This is a genomic window from Bradyrhizobium ganzhouense, from assembly GCF_049949285.1.
In the GTDB taxonomy this organism is placed as follows: Bacteria; Pseudomonadota; Alphaproteobacteria; order Rhizobiales; family Xanthobacteraceae; genus Bradyrhizobium; species Bradyrhizobium ganzhouense.
Map to the genome: position 1 here is coordinate 7,163,059 of NZ_CP181318.1, position 13,695 is coordinate 7,176,753.

General features: G+C 65.2%; 12 protein-coding genes. 5 read left to right on the top strand and 7 right to left on the bottom strand.

The genetic code is table 11. From position 1 onward, the window contains the following. The 4 genes from ACLFLU_RS33195 to ACLFLU_RS33210 are packed head-to-tail and all read right to left on the bottom strand — an operon-like array spanning position 1 to position 4,183. The gene (locus ACLFLU_RS33195; RefSeq protein ID WP_426408924.1) at positions 1 to 1,662 is read right to left on the bottom strand and encodes a thiamine pyrophosphate-binding protein; all 1,662 of its coding nucleotides are present in this window, start codon (positions 1,660 to 1,662) and stop codon (positions 1 to 3) included. Continuing rightward, a complete protein-coding gene (locus ACLFLU_RS33200; RefSeq protein WP_426408925.1) occupies positions 1,659 to 2,885 on the bottom strand; it encodes a pyridoxal phosphate-dependent aminotransferase in 1,227 nt (408 codons plus the stop codon). The genes ACLFLU_RS33195 and ACLFLU_RS33200 overlap by 4 nt, the downstream gene beginning before the upstream one ends. A 9-nt stretch (positions 2,886 to 2,894) precedes the next feature. Next, on the bottom strand, positions 2,895 to 3,248 hold the full coding sequence (locus ACLFLU_RS33205; RefSeq protein ID WP_426408926.1) for a RidA family protein: 354 nt from the start codon (positions 3,246 to 3,248) through the stop codon (positions 2,895 to 2,897). A gap of 17 nt (positions 3,249 to 3,265) precedes the next feature. Then, positions 3,266 to 4,183: an NAD(P)-dependent oxidoreductase gene (locus ACLFLU_RS33210; protein ID WP_426408927.1), complete on the bottom strand. Its 918-nt coding sequence runs from the start codon at positions 4,181 to 4,183 to the stop codon at positions 3,266 to 3,268. A gap of 237 nt (positions 4,184 to 4,420) precedes the next feature. Between ACLFLU_RS33210 and ACLFLU_RS33215 the strand changes: the two genes are divergently transcribed. The 4 genes from ACLFLU_RS33215 (at position 4,421) to ACLFLU_RS33230 (ending at position 8,161) form a co-directional block, all read left to right on the top strand. Next, on the top strand, positions 4,421 to 5,257 hold the full coding sequence (locus ACLFLU_RS33215; RefSeq protein ID WP_426408928.1) for a transporter substrate-binding domain-containing protein: 837 nt from the start codon (positions 4,421 to 4,423) through the stop codon (positions 5,255 to 5,257). Between the two features lie 6 nt (positions 5,258 to 5,263). Continuing rightward, positions 5,264 to 5,926: an amino acid ABC transporter permease gene (locus tag ACLFLU_RS33220; RefSeq protein ID WP_426408929.1), complete on the top strand. Its 663-nt coding sequence runs from the start codon at positions 5,264 to 5,266 to the stop codon at positions 5,924 to 5,926. Continuing rightward, positions 5,923 to 6,681 (top strand): amino acid ABC transporter ATP-binding protein, encoded by a 759-nt coding sequence (locus tag ACLFLU_RS33225; protein WP_426408930.1) that lies wholly within the window; start codon positions 5,923 to 5,925, stop codon positions 6,679 to 6,681. Before ACLFLU_RS33220 ends, ACLFLU_RS33225 begins: the two co-directional genes overlap by 4 nt. Before the next feature lie 163 nt (positions 6,682 to 6,844). Then, a complete protein-coding gene (locus ACLFLU_RS33230; RefSeq protein ID WP_426414123.1) occupies positions 6,845 to 8,161 on the top strand; it encodes an MFS transporter in 1,317 nt (438 codons plus the stop codon). Between the two features lie 43 nt (positions 8,162 to 8,204). On the opposite strand, the gene ACLFLU_RS33235 is transcribed toward ACLFLU_RS33230, so the two are convergent. Genes ACLFLU_RS33235 through ACLFLU_RS33245 form a run of 3 tightly spaced genes read right to left on the bottom strand, consistent with a single transcriptional unit; the run spans position 8,205 to position 12,702 of the window. Next, positions 8,205 to 9,827 carry a carboxylesterase/lipase family protein gene (locus ACLFLU_RS33235; RefSeq protein WP_426408931.1) on the bottom strand — a complete coding sequence of 541 codons (1,623 nt, stop codon included), beginning with the start codon at positions 9,825 to 9,827 and terminating at the stop codon, positions 8,205 to 8,207. 32 nt (positions 9,828 to 9,859) lie between these two features. Then, positions 9,860 to 11,350: a carboxylesterase/lipase family protein gene (locus ACLFLU_RS33240; RefSeq protein ID WP_426408932.1), complete on the bottom strand. Its 1,491-nt coding sequence runs from the start codon at positions 11,348 to 11,350 to the stop codon at positions 9,860 to 9,862. A gap of 14 nt (positions 11,351 to 11,364) precedes the next feature. Next, a complete protein-coding gene (locus ACLFLU_RS33245) occupies positions 11,365 to 12,702 on the bottom strand; it encodes an MFS transporter (protein ID WP_426408933.1) in 1,338 nt (445 codons plus the stop codon). Between the two features lie 214 nt (positions 12,703 to 12,916). Between ACLFLU_RS33245 and ACLFLU_RS33250 the strand changes: the two genes are divergently transcribed. Then, positions 12,917 to 13,564, top strand: coding sequence for a TetR/AcrR family transcriptional regulator (locus ACLFLU_RS33250; protein WP_426408934.1), 648 nt, complete (start codon positions 12,917 to 12,919; stop codon positions 13,562 to 13,564). Positions 13,565 to 13,695 lie beyond the last annotated feature (131 nt).

Consider the following 13,695-nt stretch of genomic DNA (forward strand, 5'->3'; position numbering starts at 1 on the left):
TTACGCCTTCACCGCGGGCGAAAAATCCTTGCCGACCGAAATCGCGCGGGGATCGATGATGCAATGGAGGATCGACGGCTTGCCCGAGGCGAGCGCGCGCTCGAACGCCGGCGCGAACTCCTCGGTGCGCTCGACGCGCTCGCCATGGCCGCCGAACGCCTTCGCGTACATCGCAAAATCAGGGTTCTTGAGCTGGGTACCGACGACGCGGCCGGGATAGTCGCGCTCCTGGTGCATACGGATGGTGCCGTATTGCGAATTATCGACGACAATGACGATCAGCGGCGCGTCGTACTGCACGGCGGTCGCGAACTCCTGGCCGTTCATCAGGAAGCAGCCGTCGCCGGCAAAGGCGACGACGACGCGATCCGGAAACTGCCGTTTGGCGAGAACCGCCGCCGGCACGCCATAGCCCATCGATCCCGAGGTCGGCGCGAGCTGCGACGCAAAGCTGTGGAAGCGGTGATGGCGATGAATCCAGCCGGCATAGTTGCCGGCGCCGTTGCAGACGATCGCGTCCTTCGGCAGGCGGTCGCGCAACCAGGTCATGACCTGGCCGTACTGGAACGTGCCCGGTAGCTCGCGCGCCTTCTCGGTCCAGGCGAGATAATCGGCATGCGCCTTGGCGGCCTCGCCCTTCCAGGCGACCGCACCTGCGGGCTTCAGCGTCTCGACGGCGGCAGCGAATGCGGCAGGCGTCGCCTGGATCGCGAGCGCGGGCTGATAGAGGCGACCGAGCTCTTCGGAGCCCGGATGCACGTGGATCAGCTTCTGTTGCGGCATCGGAATGTCGAGCAGCGTGTAGGACGAGGACGGCATCTCCGACATGCGGCCGCCGACGAGCAGAATGACATCGGCGTTATCGATGCGCGCCTTCAGGCCCGGACTCGGCCCGATGCCGAGATCGCCGGCATAATGCGAATGATCGGCGTCGATCAGCGACGCGCGGCGAAACGAGGTCGCGACCGGCAGGTCGAACCGCTCGGCAAAGCGCGCGATGCTCTTGGTGGCTTCATCGCTCCAGCGCGAGCCGCCGAGGATGACCAGCGGCGCCTTGGCGCTCGCAAGCATCGCACCGACCTGCTCGATATCGGCGGGCGCGGGCCAGCTCACCGCCGGCTCGATGCGCATGGCGTCGGCGACAGTGGCGGTCTCCGTCAGCATGTTCTCCGGCAGCGCGATCACGACGGGACCCGGACGGCCCTGCATCGCGACGCGGAAGGCGCGCGCCACCAGCTCGGGAATGCGGTCGGGACGATCGATCTCGACCGCCCATTTCGCCATGGAGCCGAACACGGCTTTGTAGTCGAGTTCCTGAAACGCCTCGCGCTCGCGCATGCCGGTATCGACCTGGCCGACGAACAGGATCATTGGCGTCGAGTCCTGCATCGCGATGTGAACGCCGTGGCTGGCATTGGTCGCGCCGGGGCCGCGGGTGACGAAGCAGACACCGGGCCGGCCGGTCAGCTTGCCATAGGCCTCCGCCATCATCGCCGCACCACCTTCGGCGCGGCAGATCACGACGTCGATCGGGCTGTCATGCAGCGCGTCGAGTGCCGCGAGGTAGCTCTCGCCCGGCACGCAGGTGACGCGATCGACGCCCTGGGCGACCAGCTGATCGATGAGGATCTGGCCCCCGGTGCGGGTGTTGCGAATGGTCATGACAGCTCCCTGCAGGCTTTGGCGATGCGCTTTAAGGCTTCGCGCAGATTTTGTTCCGAGGTGGCGTAGGACAGGCGGAAATAAGGTGCAAGGCCGAAACAGCTGCCCGGCACCACGGCCACGTCATGCCTCTCCAGCAGGAAGCGGCAGAACGTCACGTCGCTGTCGATGATGGCGCCATCCGGCGTGCGGCGGCCGATCAGGCCGGCGCAGCTGGCATAGGTGTAGAACGCGCCCTCCGGCCGACGGCAGGTGACGCCGTCGATAGCATTGAGCGCGTCGACCACGATATCGCGGCGACGCTGGAACGCAGCGCGGCGCTCGACCAGCACGCCTTGCGGGCCGGTCAGCGCGGCGATCGCGGCGGCCTGGCTCACCGAAGACGGATTGGTCGTGCTCTGGCTCTGCACCACCGCCATCGCCGCGATCAGTTCGCGCGGGCCGCCGCCATAACCGACACGCCAGCCGGTCATGGCATAGGCCTTGGAGACGCCGTTGACGGTCAGCGTGCGCGATTTCAGGCTCGGCTCGAGCACTGCTGCCGTGACGAACGGCATGCCGTCATAGATCAGGTGCTCGTAGATATCGTCGGCCATCAGCCAGACATTCGGATGGCGCTTGAGCACGTCGAGGATCGGGCGAAGCTGCGCCGCGGAATAGGCCGCGCCGGTCGGGTTGGACGGCGAGTTCAGCAGCAGCCAGCGCGTCTTCGGCGTGATCGCGCGCTCGAGGTCGGCCGCGTCGAGACGAAAGCCGTTGTCCTCGCGGCAGAGCACGTCGACTGGCGTGCCGTCAGCGATGCGGACCATGTCGGCATAGCTGGTCCAGTAGGGCGCGGCGAGGATCACCTCGTCGCCGGCGCTTAAGCTCGCCATGAAGGCGTTGTGGATCACCTGCTTGGCGCCGGCGCCGGCAGTGATCTCGTCGGCGGCATAGACGAGATCGTTCTCGCGGCGGAATTTTTCAGCGATTGCCGCCTTCAACTCCACCGAGCCGTCGAGGATGGTGTATTTGGTCTGGCCGCCGCGGATGGCGCGCATCGCCGCGTCCTTGGCATGGTCGGGCGTGTCGAAATCGGGCTCGCCGGCGCCGAGCACGATCACCGGCCGCCCCTCGCGCTTCAGCCGCTGCGCGACCGCGCCGATCTTGAGGATCTCCGAGACGCCGATCGCGCTGATGCGCTGGGCCGGGCGAAACGTCGACGCGGGAGCCTGGACGGTCACTACCGGCCCCTACTTGCGCGCCGCGATCGCGATCACTTCGATACGGAAGGCGGGATCGGCGAGCTCGACCTTGCCGCAGGCGCGGCTCGGCGTGTTGCCCGGCACGACCCAGGCATCATAGACCGCGTTCATGGCGTCGAAATCGTCCATGGTCTTGAGCCAGACCTGCACGCTGAGCAGGCGCGACTTGTCGGTGCCGGCGCGCGCCAGCATGTCGTCGACCTTGGCCAGCGCCTCTTTGGTCTGCTGGGTGATGTCGGCGGTCTTGGTATCAGCCACTTGCCCGGCGAGGAAAACGAGATCGCCGAACACGGAGGCGCGGCTGCGGCGGGCGTTCTGGTCGATGCGGGTGATATCCGACATGGGATGTCCTTCTGTCTTTACTTGCCGGTGGCGATGATGCGGCGGCAGTGATCGAGCGCCGCGCCGATGAGGTTGTCGCTCGCCTCGGGCGTACGGAACGCCGAATGCGCCGACAGCGTCACGTTCGGCAGTTTTGTCAGGGCATGACCGGCCGGCAGCGGCTCGACGGTGAAGACGTCGAGGCCGGCATGCGCGATGTGGCCGGAGCGCAGTGCATCGAGCATCGCGTCCTCATCGACGACAGCGCCGCGCGCGGTGTTGATCAAAATGCTGCCGGGGCGCATCTGCGCGATGCGCTCGCGCGACAGGAAACCCTTGGTCTCGTCGTTCAGCAGGAGATGCAGCGAGATGACATGGCTCTCGGCCAGCAGCTTTTCCAGCGAGACGAACTCGACACCGGGATGCGTCTTCGGCGACCTGTTCCAGGCGATCACCTTCATGCCGCAGCCCGCCGCCATGCGCGCGGCTTCCGCGGCGATGCCGCCGAAGCCGATCAGGCCGAGGGTCTTGCCGGTGAGCTGCACGGCATCGCGACGCAGCCAATTGCCCTCGCGCATGCCGCGGTCCATCTCGCCGAAGCTCTTGGCGGAGGCCCACATCAGAGCGATCGCGCATTCGGCGACGGCCGTGTCGCCATAACCCTTGATCGTATGCACGGAGATGCCGCGCTCAGCGAGCTCTTCCGGGTTCATGTAACTGCGCGCGCCGGTGCCGAGGAAGACGACATGCTTCAGCGCCTTGCACTGCTCGGCGATCGCACTCGGCACAGCGGTGTGATCGACGATCATGATCTCGGCATCGCCGAGCAGGCCGGGCAGATCGTCGGGCTTGATCGAGGGATTGCGGTTGATGCTGACCGGCAGCTTCTGCGAGGCCAGCAGCTTGTCGGTCACCGCCGCCAGGGTCTCGTTGGCATCGACGAATAGGGCGCGCACAGGCCTCTCCTTCAGCACATCTCGATATTGCGTTCAGTCTTGTATTCAGACTTGAATGCGACTTGCAATCCCTGGCTTTCAGGAATTTTGCGCAATCCTGCCAAGATATTGGGCTCATTTCTGCCTTGCCGCCCAAATGGTCAGCAAGTCGAAATACCGTATTGCATTTTATCCTGAATACAGAAATAGTCCAGTGGCCGGAGACGATCCGACCCAAATTCCAGGGAGACAGAGACCATGAATCGCAGGGACGCTCTCACCACTGTCGCGCTCGCGGGCGCTGCGATGGCTGCCGCAAGCGGTTCGGCCAAGGCCGACGCACCGACCTCCACGCTCGACCGCATCAAGAAGAATGGCGTGCTGCGGGTTGCCGTCATCGTCGGACAGGAGCCCTACTTCCACAAGGATCTCGCCACCAACGAATGGTCGGGCGCCTGCATCGATATGGCCAAGGACATCGCGAGCAAGTTAGGGGCCAAGCTCGAGACGCTGGAATCGACCTGGGGCAACCAGATCCTCGATCTCCAGGCCGACAAGGTCGACCTCGCCTTCGCCGTGAACCCGACGCCGGAGCGCGCCCTCGTCATCGACTTCTCGACGCCGATCCTGGTGCACTCCTTCACCGTCATCACCAAGAAGGGCTTTGCCAAGCCGCAGACCTGGGCCGACCTCAACAAGCCCGAGGTCAAGATCGCCGTCGACATCGGATCGACGCACGAGACCATCGCGCGCCGCTATTGCCCGAAGGCGAACATCCTCGGCTTCAAAAACCGCGACGAGGCGATCCTTGCGGTTGCGACCGGGCGTGCCGACTGCAACGTCTCGCTCGCCGTGCTGTCCGTCTCGACCCTGAAGAAGAACCCGAACCTCGGCGATCTCGCCATCCCGCGCCCGCTGCTGACGCTGCCGACCAACATGGGCATCCGGGCCGAGAGCGACCGCCGCTACAAGGACTTCCTCAGCGCCTGGGCCGACTACAACCGTTCGATGGGCCAGACCCGCGAATGGATGCTCAAAGGCTTCGAAGCGGTCGGCCTTACCGCCGACGATCTCCCGCCCGAAGTTCAGTTCTGATCGATCATGTATGTCTGGGACTTCGCGGCCCTCAAGCCGTATTGGGGCCTGATCTGGCAAGGGCTCCTGGTCACCCTGTTCTACACGGTGACCACGGTGGTCGCGGGTCTCGCCATCGGACTGTTCGTCGGGATTCTGCGCACGACGGCGCCGCGTTGGGTCACGGTGCCGCTGCGTTTCTATATCGAGGTGTTCCGCTGCACGCCGTTACTCGTGCAGCTGATCTGGGTCTATTACGCCCTGCCCGTCCTGATCGGCGTCGACATGTCACCGGCGATGGCCTGCTTCATCGCGTTGTCGCTCTATGCCGGCTCGTTCTACGCCGAAATCTTCCGCGGCGGCATCGAGGCCGTTGACACCGGCCAGTGGGAGGCCGGCCGCGCCATCGGCATGCGCCGCGGCAGGATCTTTCGCCGCATCGTGCTGCCGCAGGCGACGCAAGTGATGATCCCCTCCTTCATCAACCAGACCATCATGCAGTTGAAAAACACCTCGCTGGTGTCGGTGGTCGCGGTCGGCGACCTGCTCTACCAGGGCACGGTGATCACCGCGTCGAGCTATAAGCCGCTCGAGGTCTACACCACGATCGCCGTGCTTTATTTCGTCGTGCTGTTCCCGCTGACGCTGGTCGCCGATAGGGTCGAGCTCAAGATGGGAGCGCATCGATGAACGCTCTGGTCGCAAACAACATCCACAAGGCGTTCGGCGACCACGAGGTGCTCAACGGCGTCTCGCTCTCGGTCGCGCGCGGCGAGGTCGTCACCCTGATCGGCGCCTCCGGCTCCGGCAAGTCGACCTTCCTGCGCTGCCTCAACCTGCTCGAAATGCCGCAGCAGGGCGAGCTTGCGATCGGCTCGCACAGATTCTCTTTCGGCAAGGGCGTGCGCGCCGCGGGCGATGCCCAGCTTGCGCTGCTTCGACGCAGCGTCGGCATGGTGTTCCAGCATTTCAATCTGTTCCCGCACATGTCGGTGCTATCAAACGTCACCGAGGGCCCTGTGCAGGTAAAGGGCATGGCGCAGAACGAGGCCGACGCACTCGGCCGCGACCTCCTGGCAAAAGTCGGCCTCGCCGACAAGGCCGACGCGTTTCCGAGCCGCCTGTCCGGCGGCCAGAAGCAGCGCGTCGCCATCGCGCGGGCGCTCGCGATGAAGCCCGACGTGATGCTGTTCGACGAGCCGACCTCGGCGCTCGATCCCGAACTGGTCGGCGAAGTGCTCTCCGTGATCCGCAGCCTCGCCGCCGAAGGCATGACCATGGTGCTGGTCACCCATGAGATGGCCTTCGCCGCCGACGTCTCCACCCGCGTCGGCTTCATGAACGACGGCGTCATGGCCGAGATCGGCACCCCGGACGAGACCATTCGCCAGCCGCGCAGCGAACGGCTGAAGGCGTTTTTGAGCCGGTTTCACGAGACACATTGACGCGGATGCCCCGAGCAAACCGGGACGCTGATATGCGCTCTGCCTTACGTGGCGCTTCCGGTGTTGACGCGGACTGATGCGGGTTTAAGTAGAGTGCATAAAAGCTGCAGGGGTGGCGACGTTTGCCGGGCTGGTTCCCCTCGACGCCACCAATGCAGGACACATGACGCCCTCGCCTCACGCGACCTCGCCAAGCGCGCCATCGAAGCCGGCTTCCGCGCCCCCTCATCTCGCCATCGTCCTGTTCTCGCTTGCGATGGGCGGCTTTGCGATCGGGACGACCGAATTCGCATCGATGAGCCTGCTGCCGTTCTTCGCGGCTGACCTTCATATCGACGAGCCGACGGCCGGACACGCGATCAGCGCCTATGCGCTGGGCGTGGTGCTCGGCGCGCCGCTGATTGCCGTGCTGGGCGCGAAGTTCGCGCGGCGTACGCAGCTGCTGGCCCTGATGGCCGTGTTCGCGCTCGGCAACGCCCTCACCGCGCTTGCACCCGGGTTCGGCGCAATGATCGCCGCCCGCTTTCTCTCGGGCCTGCCCCACGGCGCCTATTTCGGCATCGCCGCGCTGGTTGCGGCCTCGCTCGTTCCGCAACATCGCCGTTCGCAGGCGGTTGGCCAGGTGATGCTGGGCCTGACCGTCGCCACCATTATCGGCGTTCCCCTGGCCAATCTGATTGGGCAGGCGGTCGGCTGGCGCGCGAGTTTTGGCCTCGTGTCGGTGCTGGCGCTGCTCACGATGCTGCTCTGCGCACTGTTCGCGCCGCGCGACCAGGCTGGCCGGTCGGATCCGCTGCGCGAGCTCGGCGCGCTCAGGAGCCGCCGCGTCTGGAATACGCTCGCGATCGGCGCGATCGGCTTCGGCGGCATGTTCGCCGTATATACTTATCTGGCGACAACGTTGATCGAGGTCACCAAGGTCAGCACCGAGGTCATTCCGTTCTTCCTGGCGATCTTCGGCATCGGCGCCACACTCGGCAATCTGGTCGTGCCGCGCTTCGCCGACCGCGCGCTGATGCCGACGGCAGGCGGCATCCTGGTGTTCGCATTCGTGGCGCTGCTGGCCTTTCCGCTTGCCGCCGGCAATCCCTGGCTGCTCGCAATCGACATTTTTGCGATCGGCGCCAGCGTCGCGCTTGGAGCCGTCTTGCAAACGCGGCTGATGGACGTTGCCGGAGATGCACAGGGGCTTGCTGCCGCGCTCAACCATTCGGCGTTCAATACCGCCAATGCGCTGGGTCCGTTCCTCGGCGGCCTCGCCATTCGCCAGGGCTTCGGCTGGACCTCCACGGGTCCCGTCGGCGCCGGGCTGGCGGTCCTGGGCTTTCTGATCTGGATTGTCGCCTGGCGCGACACCGGCCCCGCGCCGGTCAAGCAGGTCTCAGACAGCGACACGGCGCCACGAGAGGACGCTCCCCTGAAGCGCGCACCGCCGCTGGCGCCGCGTGAGCGGAGCCGTTCGGAGGATCCGGTAGCCTGACGGATTGCAGTCGCCCCGACGGCGCAGGGCAATCGCATTCGCGCTAGTCGCGCGAGATCCGCGGCGTCGAGGGCGTGACGTTGGCAGGCGTGTGGAAATCGAGTCGCGCCCGGTTCTCCTCGCGCACGCCGCTATTATCTCCGAACTCGATGTAGTTCTGGTTTCCCTCAACCCATTGCGGCCATGGCGTTGCCGGTGTGGCGGGATTGCCTGATCGCGCGAAGGCAACGAGCGTGTCCATCATGCGTTCGGACAGCGCGCGGTCGAACTCGGTCCAGTTGCGCGTGGTGCGAAATTTGTTGAAGGCGTCCTGCGTTCCGAACCAGTAAGGCACATCAGAGGTGTGATAGGCGCCGATCTTCTGCGGGCTGTCGAAGAATTCCACACCCGGCGCGAAGGGATGCACCCGCGAGAACATGTACATGTAGAACGGCGCCCTGCCGGTCTTCGCCTGGGCTTCGGCCCAGTTGCGCGTGCCGATCTCGACCAGGCCCTCGCGCGCGGCGAGCAGACCCATCGCCTTCGCCTCGCCGTCGGTCTTGGCAGGATAGAGCGCGAGGAAGCGGTCGGCCTGGTCGCCATAGAGTTTTCGCGCAGCCGCGACATAAGCTTCGAGCGTTCCCGCGGTACGCAAATCGTTCGAGCTTTCGTCGCTGGTGAAGCCGGCGACGGTGGCGACGTCGTTCTGCTTGCCCGCGGCAAAGATGTTCGGAACGGTGTCAGGCAGCACATAGCCGTCGATATCGGGCGTGACCGAGATCGTACCGGCGCAGCCGAGCTGGCAGTCCTTCTGGATCGCCAGAATCTTGTCGGCCTGGATCTGCCGCATCTCGGCCAACGACGATGCGCCAAGCGCAGACTGCACCTCGAGGCCGATCTTCTCGGCCGCCGGCAGCGCCGGGAATTTGAAGCGGTTGTCGAACATGCTCAGGCTCATCGCGAAACCGCGATTGAACAGGCCCTTCGCCAATGGGCTCGCTTCCAGCGCCGACACCGACATCGCACCGGCCGACTGTCCGGTGATGGTGACATTGTCAGGGTCGCCGCGGAACTGCGCGATGTTGCGCTTGACCCATTGCAGCGCCGCGACCTGGTCCATCAGGCCGTAATTGCCGGAGGCATGGTTTTGCGACTCCGCGGTCAGTTCGGGATGGGCGAGATTGCCCAAGATGCCGACGCGGTAGTTGAAGCTGACGAAGACCGTGCCTTTCCTGGCGACGTTCTCGCCGTCATACATCGCCATGCCGCTGGAGCCGAGCGTGAAGCCACCGCCATAGATCCAGACCACGACCGGAAGCTTCGCACCTTGCTTGGCATCGGCGCTCGCCCAAATGTTCAGATAGAGGCAGTTCTCGCTGGTCGCCTCCTCGCCGAAATAATGATTGAGATTGTGCCGGCGCAGCACCTGGATGCATTCCGGCGCCAGCCGGTCGGCGTGATAGACGCCCTTCCACGCCTCGACCTTTTGCGGCGCGCGCCAGCGCAGATCGCCGAGCGGCGGCGCGGCAAAGGGAATGCCGAAATAGGCCCTTACGTTCGACGGCAGCACCTTGCCGGAGACGGCGCCGCTATCGATGCTGACGGGATCTCCGGGAACAGGCGTCGCGACGATCTGCGCTGATGCGGACGAAGCCGCCAGCATCACAAGGAGCGAAGCGATCGACATAGCGGAACACGTAGCATTCCTGTTCAAGATGCTCATACGGCCTCCCTGATGTTGTTTTTATCGTTGGTGCCGGTGCTCAGTTCCGCCCACAGGCGGGAGCGCATGCCTTCGTTGAGAGGCACAATATGAAACGGCTGGCCGAAGATTGCGAGCGGCTCCTTGGGCAGCTCGAACCGCGGCCAGGCTTCAGCGACATCGGGCGCACCTGACGTCACGAAGCGCAGCAGACTCGTCTGAAACCGCGCCGCGACGTCGATATCGGCCGGGGTCATCGGGCCGCCCTTGCGCTTCAGGATCGGGCGATCGATGAAGTCGGGCAGATGCGCCCAGAGGCAGGCATTGTCCGCACCGTGGGTCGGCCCTTGCGACAGGAACGGTTCTAGCGCGGGGCGATGATCGAACCGGCTCAGCCACACCGCGCCACCCGCGGCTGCGTGGCTTCGCGCAAGATCGGCCATCGGGCGGTGCCAGAACGCATCCGACAACAGCGCCTCGTACGGATCCTCGTCAACGCGCGCCGAGCCGCGATAACAGGCGAGCAGCCGCTCCCACCCGGCATCGCCGAAGGCGGCGCGCACATTGCGCTCGGTGGTGCGGATCATCGCGGCCGGCGGCGTGCTCTTAAGGAACATCACCATCTCGTCGCGGCAGGAGCCGAGCCAGAGCGGAATGTCGCGCAAGCTGCCATCAGCGAAGACATCGCGCGGCTCGCGCGAGATCACGGTGCCGTCGAGCACCGGGCCGAACACGGTGCCTGAGGTGGTTTCATCAGCGATTCTGCGGCCGACGCGCTCGACCGCGGCGAAGAGTTTTGGCAACGGCACGGAGGCGATCCCGCTCGCGTCGTGCTCGAGTTCGGCCAGTACGCGGCGCGCGACGTGGTCGGCATGGTCGGCGCTCATGATGTTGCGCCCCGGCGCACTCAGCGCGAGCGCGCGCGCGAATTTGCCCTTGGCCTGCGGCAGCGTTGCGAGCGCAATCACCATCGACGCGCCGGCTGACTGGCCCGACAGCGTCAGCTGGTCCGGATCACCGCCGAAATGAGCGATATTGGCTTGGACCCAGTCGAGCGCGGCAAGCGAATCCGAGATGGCGAGATTGTTGGCCTCGCTTAATCCATGGCGATGCAGCTGCAGGAAGCCGAGCGGGCCGAGCCGGTAGTTGATGGTGACGATGACGGCCGGGCCGTGCGCGGCGAGGAAGGCGCCGTCATAGTCGGCGCCGCCGCCGGTGACGAAGGCGCCGCCATGGATGAAGAACAGCACCGGCAATGGGCGCTTCGCGCCCGCGGGCGTCCAGATGTTCAAGCTGAGACAGGATTCTTCCGGCTGATCGAGATGGCCGGGCTGCGGCGCATAAGCGCCGTAATCCGTGCATTGGCGCGGCTCCGTCCACGCTGGCGGCAGTGTCGCCCTGGCGAAGCGCCGCGCGGTTGCGAACGGCACGCCCTTGAAGGCGCGGACGGTCCCCTGCCCGGCCCCGATGATCGGGCCGAGCGTGGTCGGAACTGCGTTGGTCAACATTTGAACGTTGCCTCTTATGTGCGCCGCTTGCCGAGATCGGCGATGTCGACCTTATGGGTTTCGCGCGCGGTCGATGCGGCCGCGGCCGAAGCGACGCAGCAACCGGCGACGAAGATCGCAACCGGGATCCAGCCGTTCGGTCCTTCGCCGACGAGGCTCGCGCTCACCAGCGGCGTGAAGCCGGCGGCAAGGAAGCCGAGCTGGGTGCCGATCGCGGTGCCGGAATAGCGCACCCGTGCCTCGAACATCTCAGCATAGAACGACGGCCAGATCGCGTTGGGCGCGGAGTAGATGATGTACAAGCCGATCGCCGCGGCGAAGATCGCGGGCGTGCTGCCCGACGTCACCAGCATGAAATAGGGGAACAGCAGCACGGCGCAGCCGAGCACGCCGCCGATGAACACCGGCTTGCGGCCGATCCTGTCGGCGAGCAAGGCCCAGAGCGGCTGGGCGAACAGCGCCACGACATTGCCGAGCACGCCAGCCCACAGCATGGTCGGACGCGCGACGCCGAACTTGCTGGTGGCATAGCCGAGCGCAAACACCGCGGTCATGGTGCTAACGGTCGCGATCAGCGCGCAGACGATGACGCGCAGCACGTCGGGCCAGTAGTCGCGCAGCAGAGTGACCACGGGGAAACGCGCCACCTGCGCCTTGTCCTTGATGTCTTCGAAGACGGGCGTTTCCGGCATGGTCCGCCGCACCAGATAGGCCACCAGCAGCACCAGCGCGGAGAGCAGGAACGGAATGCGCCAGCCCCAGCTCAGCAGCTGATCCTCCGGCATGCTGGAGACGGGAATGAACACCAGCGTCGCCAGGATCGCGCCGGCCTGGGTGCCGCTCAGCGTCCAGCTCGTGAAGAAAGCGCGGTTGGAGTTGGCGGAATGCTCCAGCGTCAGCGAATTCGCCCCGCTCTGCTCGCCGGCGGCCGACAGGCCCTGCAACAGGCGCAGCAGCGTCAGGATGATGGGGGCGGCGTTGCCGATCGTCTTGGCATCCGGCAACAGGCCGATCGCGAGCGTCGAAGCGCCCATCACCACCAGCGTGAACAGCAGCACCGTCTTGCGGCCGATGCGGTCGCCGAAATGGCCGAGGATGACGGCGCCGACGGGCCGCGCGATGTAGCCGATGCCGAACGACAGCAGCGCGAGCAGCGTGCCGGTCGACGGATCGACATTGGCGAAGAACACTTTTGGAAAGATCAGCGCCGCCGCGGTGCCGTAGATGAAGAAGTCGTAGTATTCGAGCATGCTGCCGACGAAGCTGACGAGCGCGGCGCGCTTCGGCAGCTTGGCTTGCGAGACGTCCGCGCTGGACGGCGCGTGCAGCGACGCGATTGAGGTCGAGCTCATCAAAATTCCTCCCCGTGTGTGATGGCGGTTGCGTCCCGCGTCATGCCCGTCCGGCCGTGCGCGCGTTTTTTGCTTTTGGTTGCCGCAACCTTGGTTTCGTCACATAATGTACGAACTAGTACGTTTACGCAAGCCCGCGACGAAAGACGTCGGATTGGCCGAAATTTGCCTTCACATTCAAGGTGATCCATAGAAGCGGGCGGGAGAAACAGTGATGCTCGAGCGCATGCCACCCCCATCGAAGCGCACCAACGACCCCGAGCGCACCAAGCGCGACATCCTCGAAGTCGCGATGGCCGAATTCGCCTCGGAGGGCTATTCCGGCGCCCGCGTCGACGCGATCGCGGCGCGGACGCGCACCTCGAAACGGATGATCTATTACTATTTCGGCGGCAAGGAGCAGCTCTACCTCGCCGTGCTGGAAGAAGCCTATCGCAGCATCCGCGCGCTGGAGGATCAGCTCGACATCGCCAGCTGCGACGCGCGCGAGGGCCTGCGCCGGCTGATCGAGGCGACCTTCGACCACGACGAACGCAATCCGAACTTCATCCGCCTCGTCTCAATCGAGAACATCCACCACGGCAAACACCTGAAGCAGAATCTGCAATTGCGCCAGCTCAACGCCAGCGTGATCGCAACGCTCGACGGCATTTTGAAGCGCGGCCGCGCGGAAGGCGCCTTCCGCGACGATGTCGACGCTATCGACCTGCATCTGGCCATCTCCTCCTACTGCTTCTTCCGCGTCGCCAACCGCCACACTTTTGGGGCGCTGTTCGACCGCGACCTCAGCGAGCCCAAGGTGCTGGCGAGGAGCAGGAGCCAGATTGTGGAGATGATCTTGGCGTGGCTGGCGAAGGGGTGAAGCAGAGGCGAACCCACAATTTCGCTGTCGTCCCGGCGAAGGCCGGGACCCATACTCCCAGGGAGAAGTTCGGCGAAAGCTCGCAGTTAACCTTCGTCGGTACGAACACCGCCCTTCCTCGCTAGATCACG

Coding starts and splice junctions, on each gene's coding strand:
- ACLFLU_RS33245 (WP_426408933.1), bottom strand. CDS start 12,702: ATGAGCTCGACCTCAATCGCGTCGCTGCACGCGCCGTCCAGCGCGGAC.
- ACLFLU_RS33215 (WP_426408928.1), top strand. CDS start 4,421: ATGAATCGCAGGGACGCTCTCACCACTGTCGCGCTCGCGGGCGCTGCG.
- ACLFLU_RS33235 (WP_426408931.1), bottom strand. CDS start 9,827: ATGTCGATCGCTTCGCTCCTTGTGATGCTGGCGGCTTCGTCCGCATCA.
- ACLFLU_RS33250 (WP_426408934.1), top strand. CDS start 12,917: ATGCTCGAGCGCATGCCACCCCCATCGAAGCGCACCAACGACCCCGAG.
- ACLFLU_RS33240 (WP_426408932.1), bottom strand. CDS start 11,350: ATGTTGACCAACGCAGTTCCGACCACGCTCGGCCCGATCATCGGGGCC.
- ACLFLU_RS33205 (WP_426408926.1), bottom strand. CDS start 3,248: ATGTCGGATATCACCCGCATCGACCAGAACGCCCGCCGCAGCCGCGCC.
- ACLFLU_RS33220 (WP_426408929.1), top strand. CDS start 5,264: ATGTATGTCTGGGACTTCGCGGCCCTCAAGCCGTATTGGGGCCTGATC.
- ACLFLU_RS33225 (WP_426408930.1), top strand. CDS start 5,923: ATGAACGCTCTGGTCGCAAACAACATCCACAAGGCGTTCGGCGACCAC.
- ACLFLU_RS33230 (WP_426414123.1), top strand. CDS start 6,845: ATGACGCCCTCGCCTCACGCGACCTCGCCAAGCGCGCCATCGAAGCCG.
- ACLFLU_RS33195 (WP_426408924.1), bottom strand. CDS start 1,662: ATGACCATTCGCAACACCCGCACCGGGGGCCAGATCCTCATCGATCAG.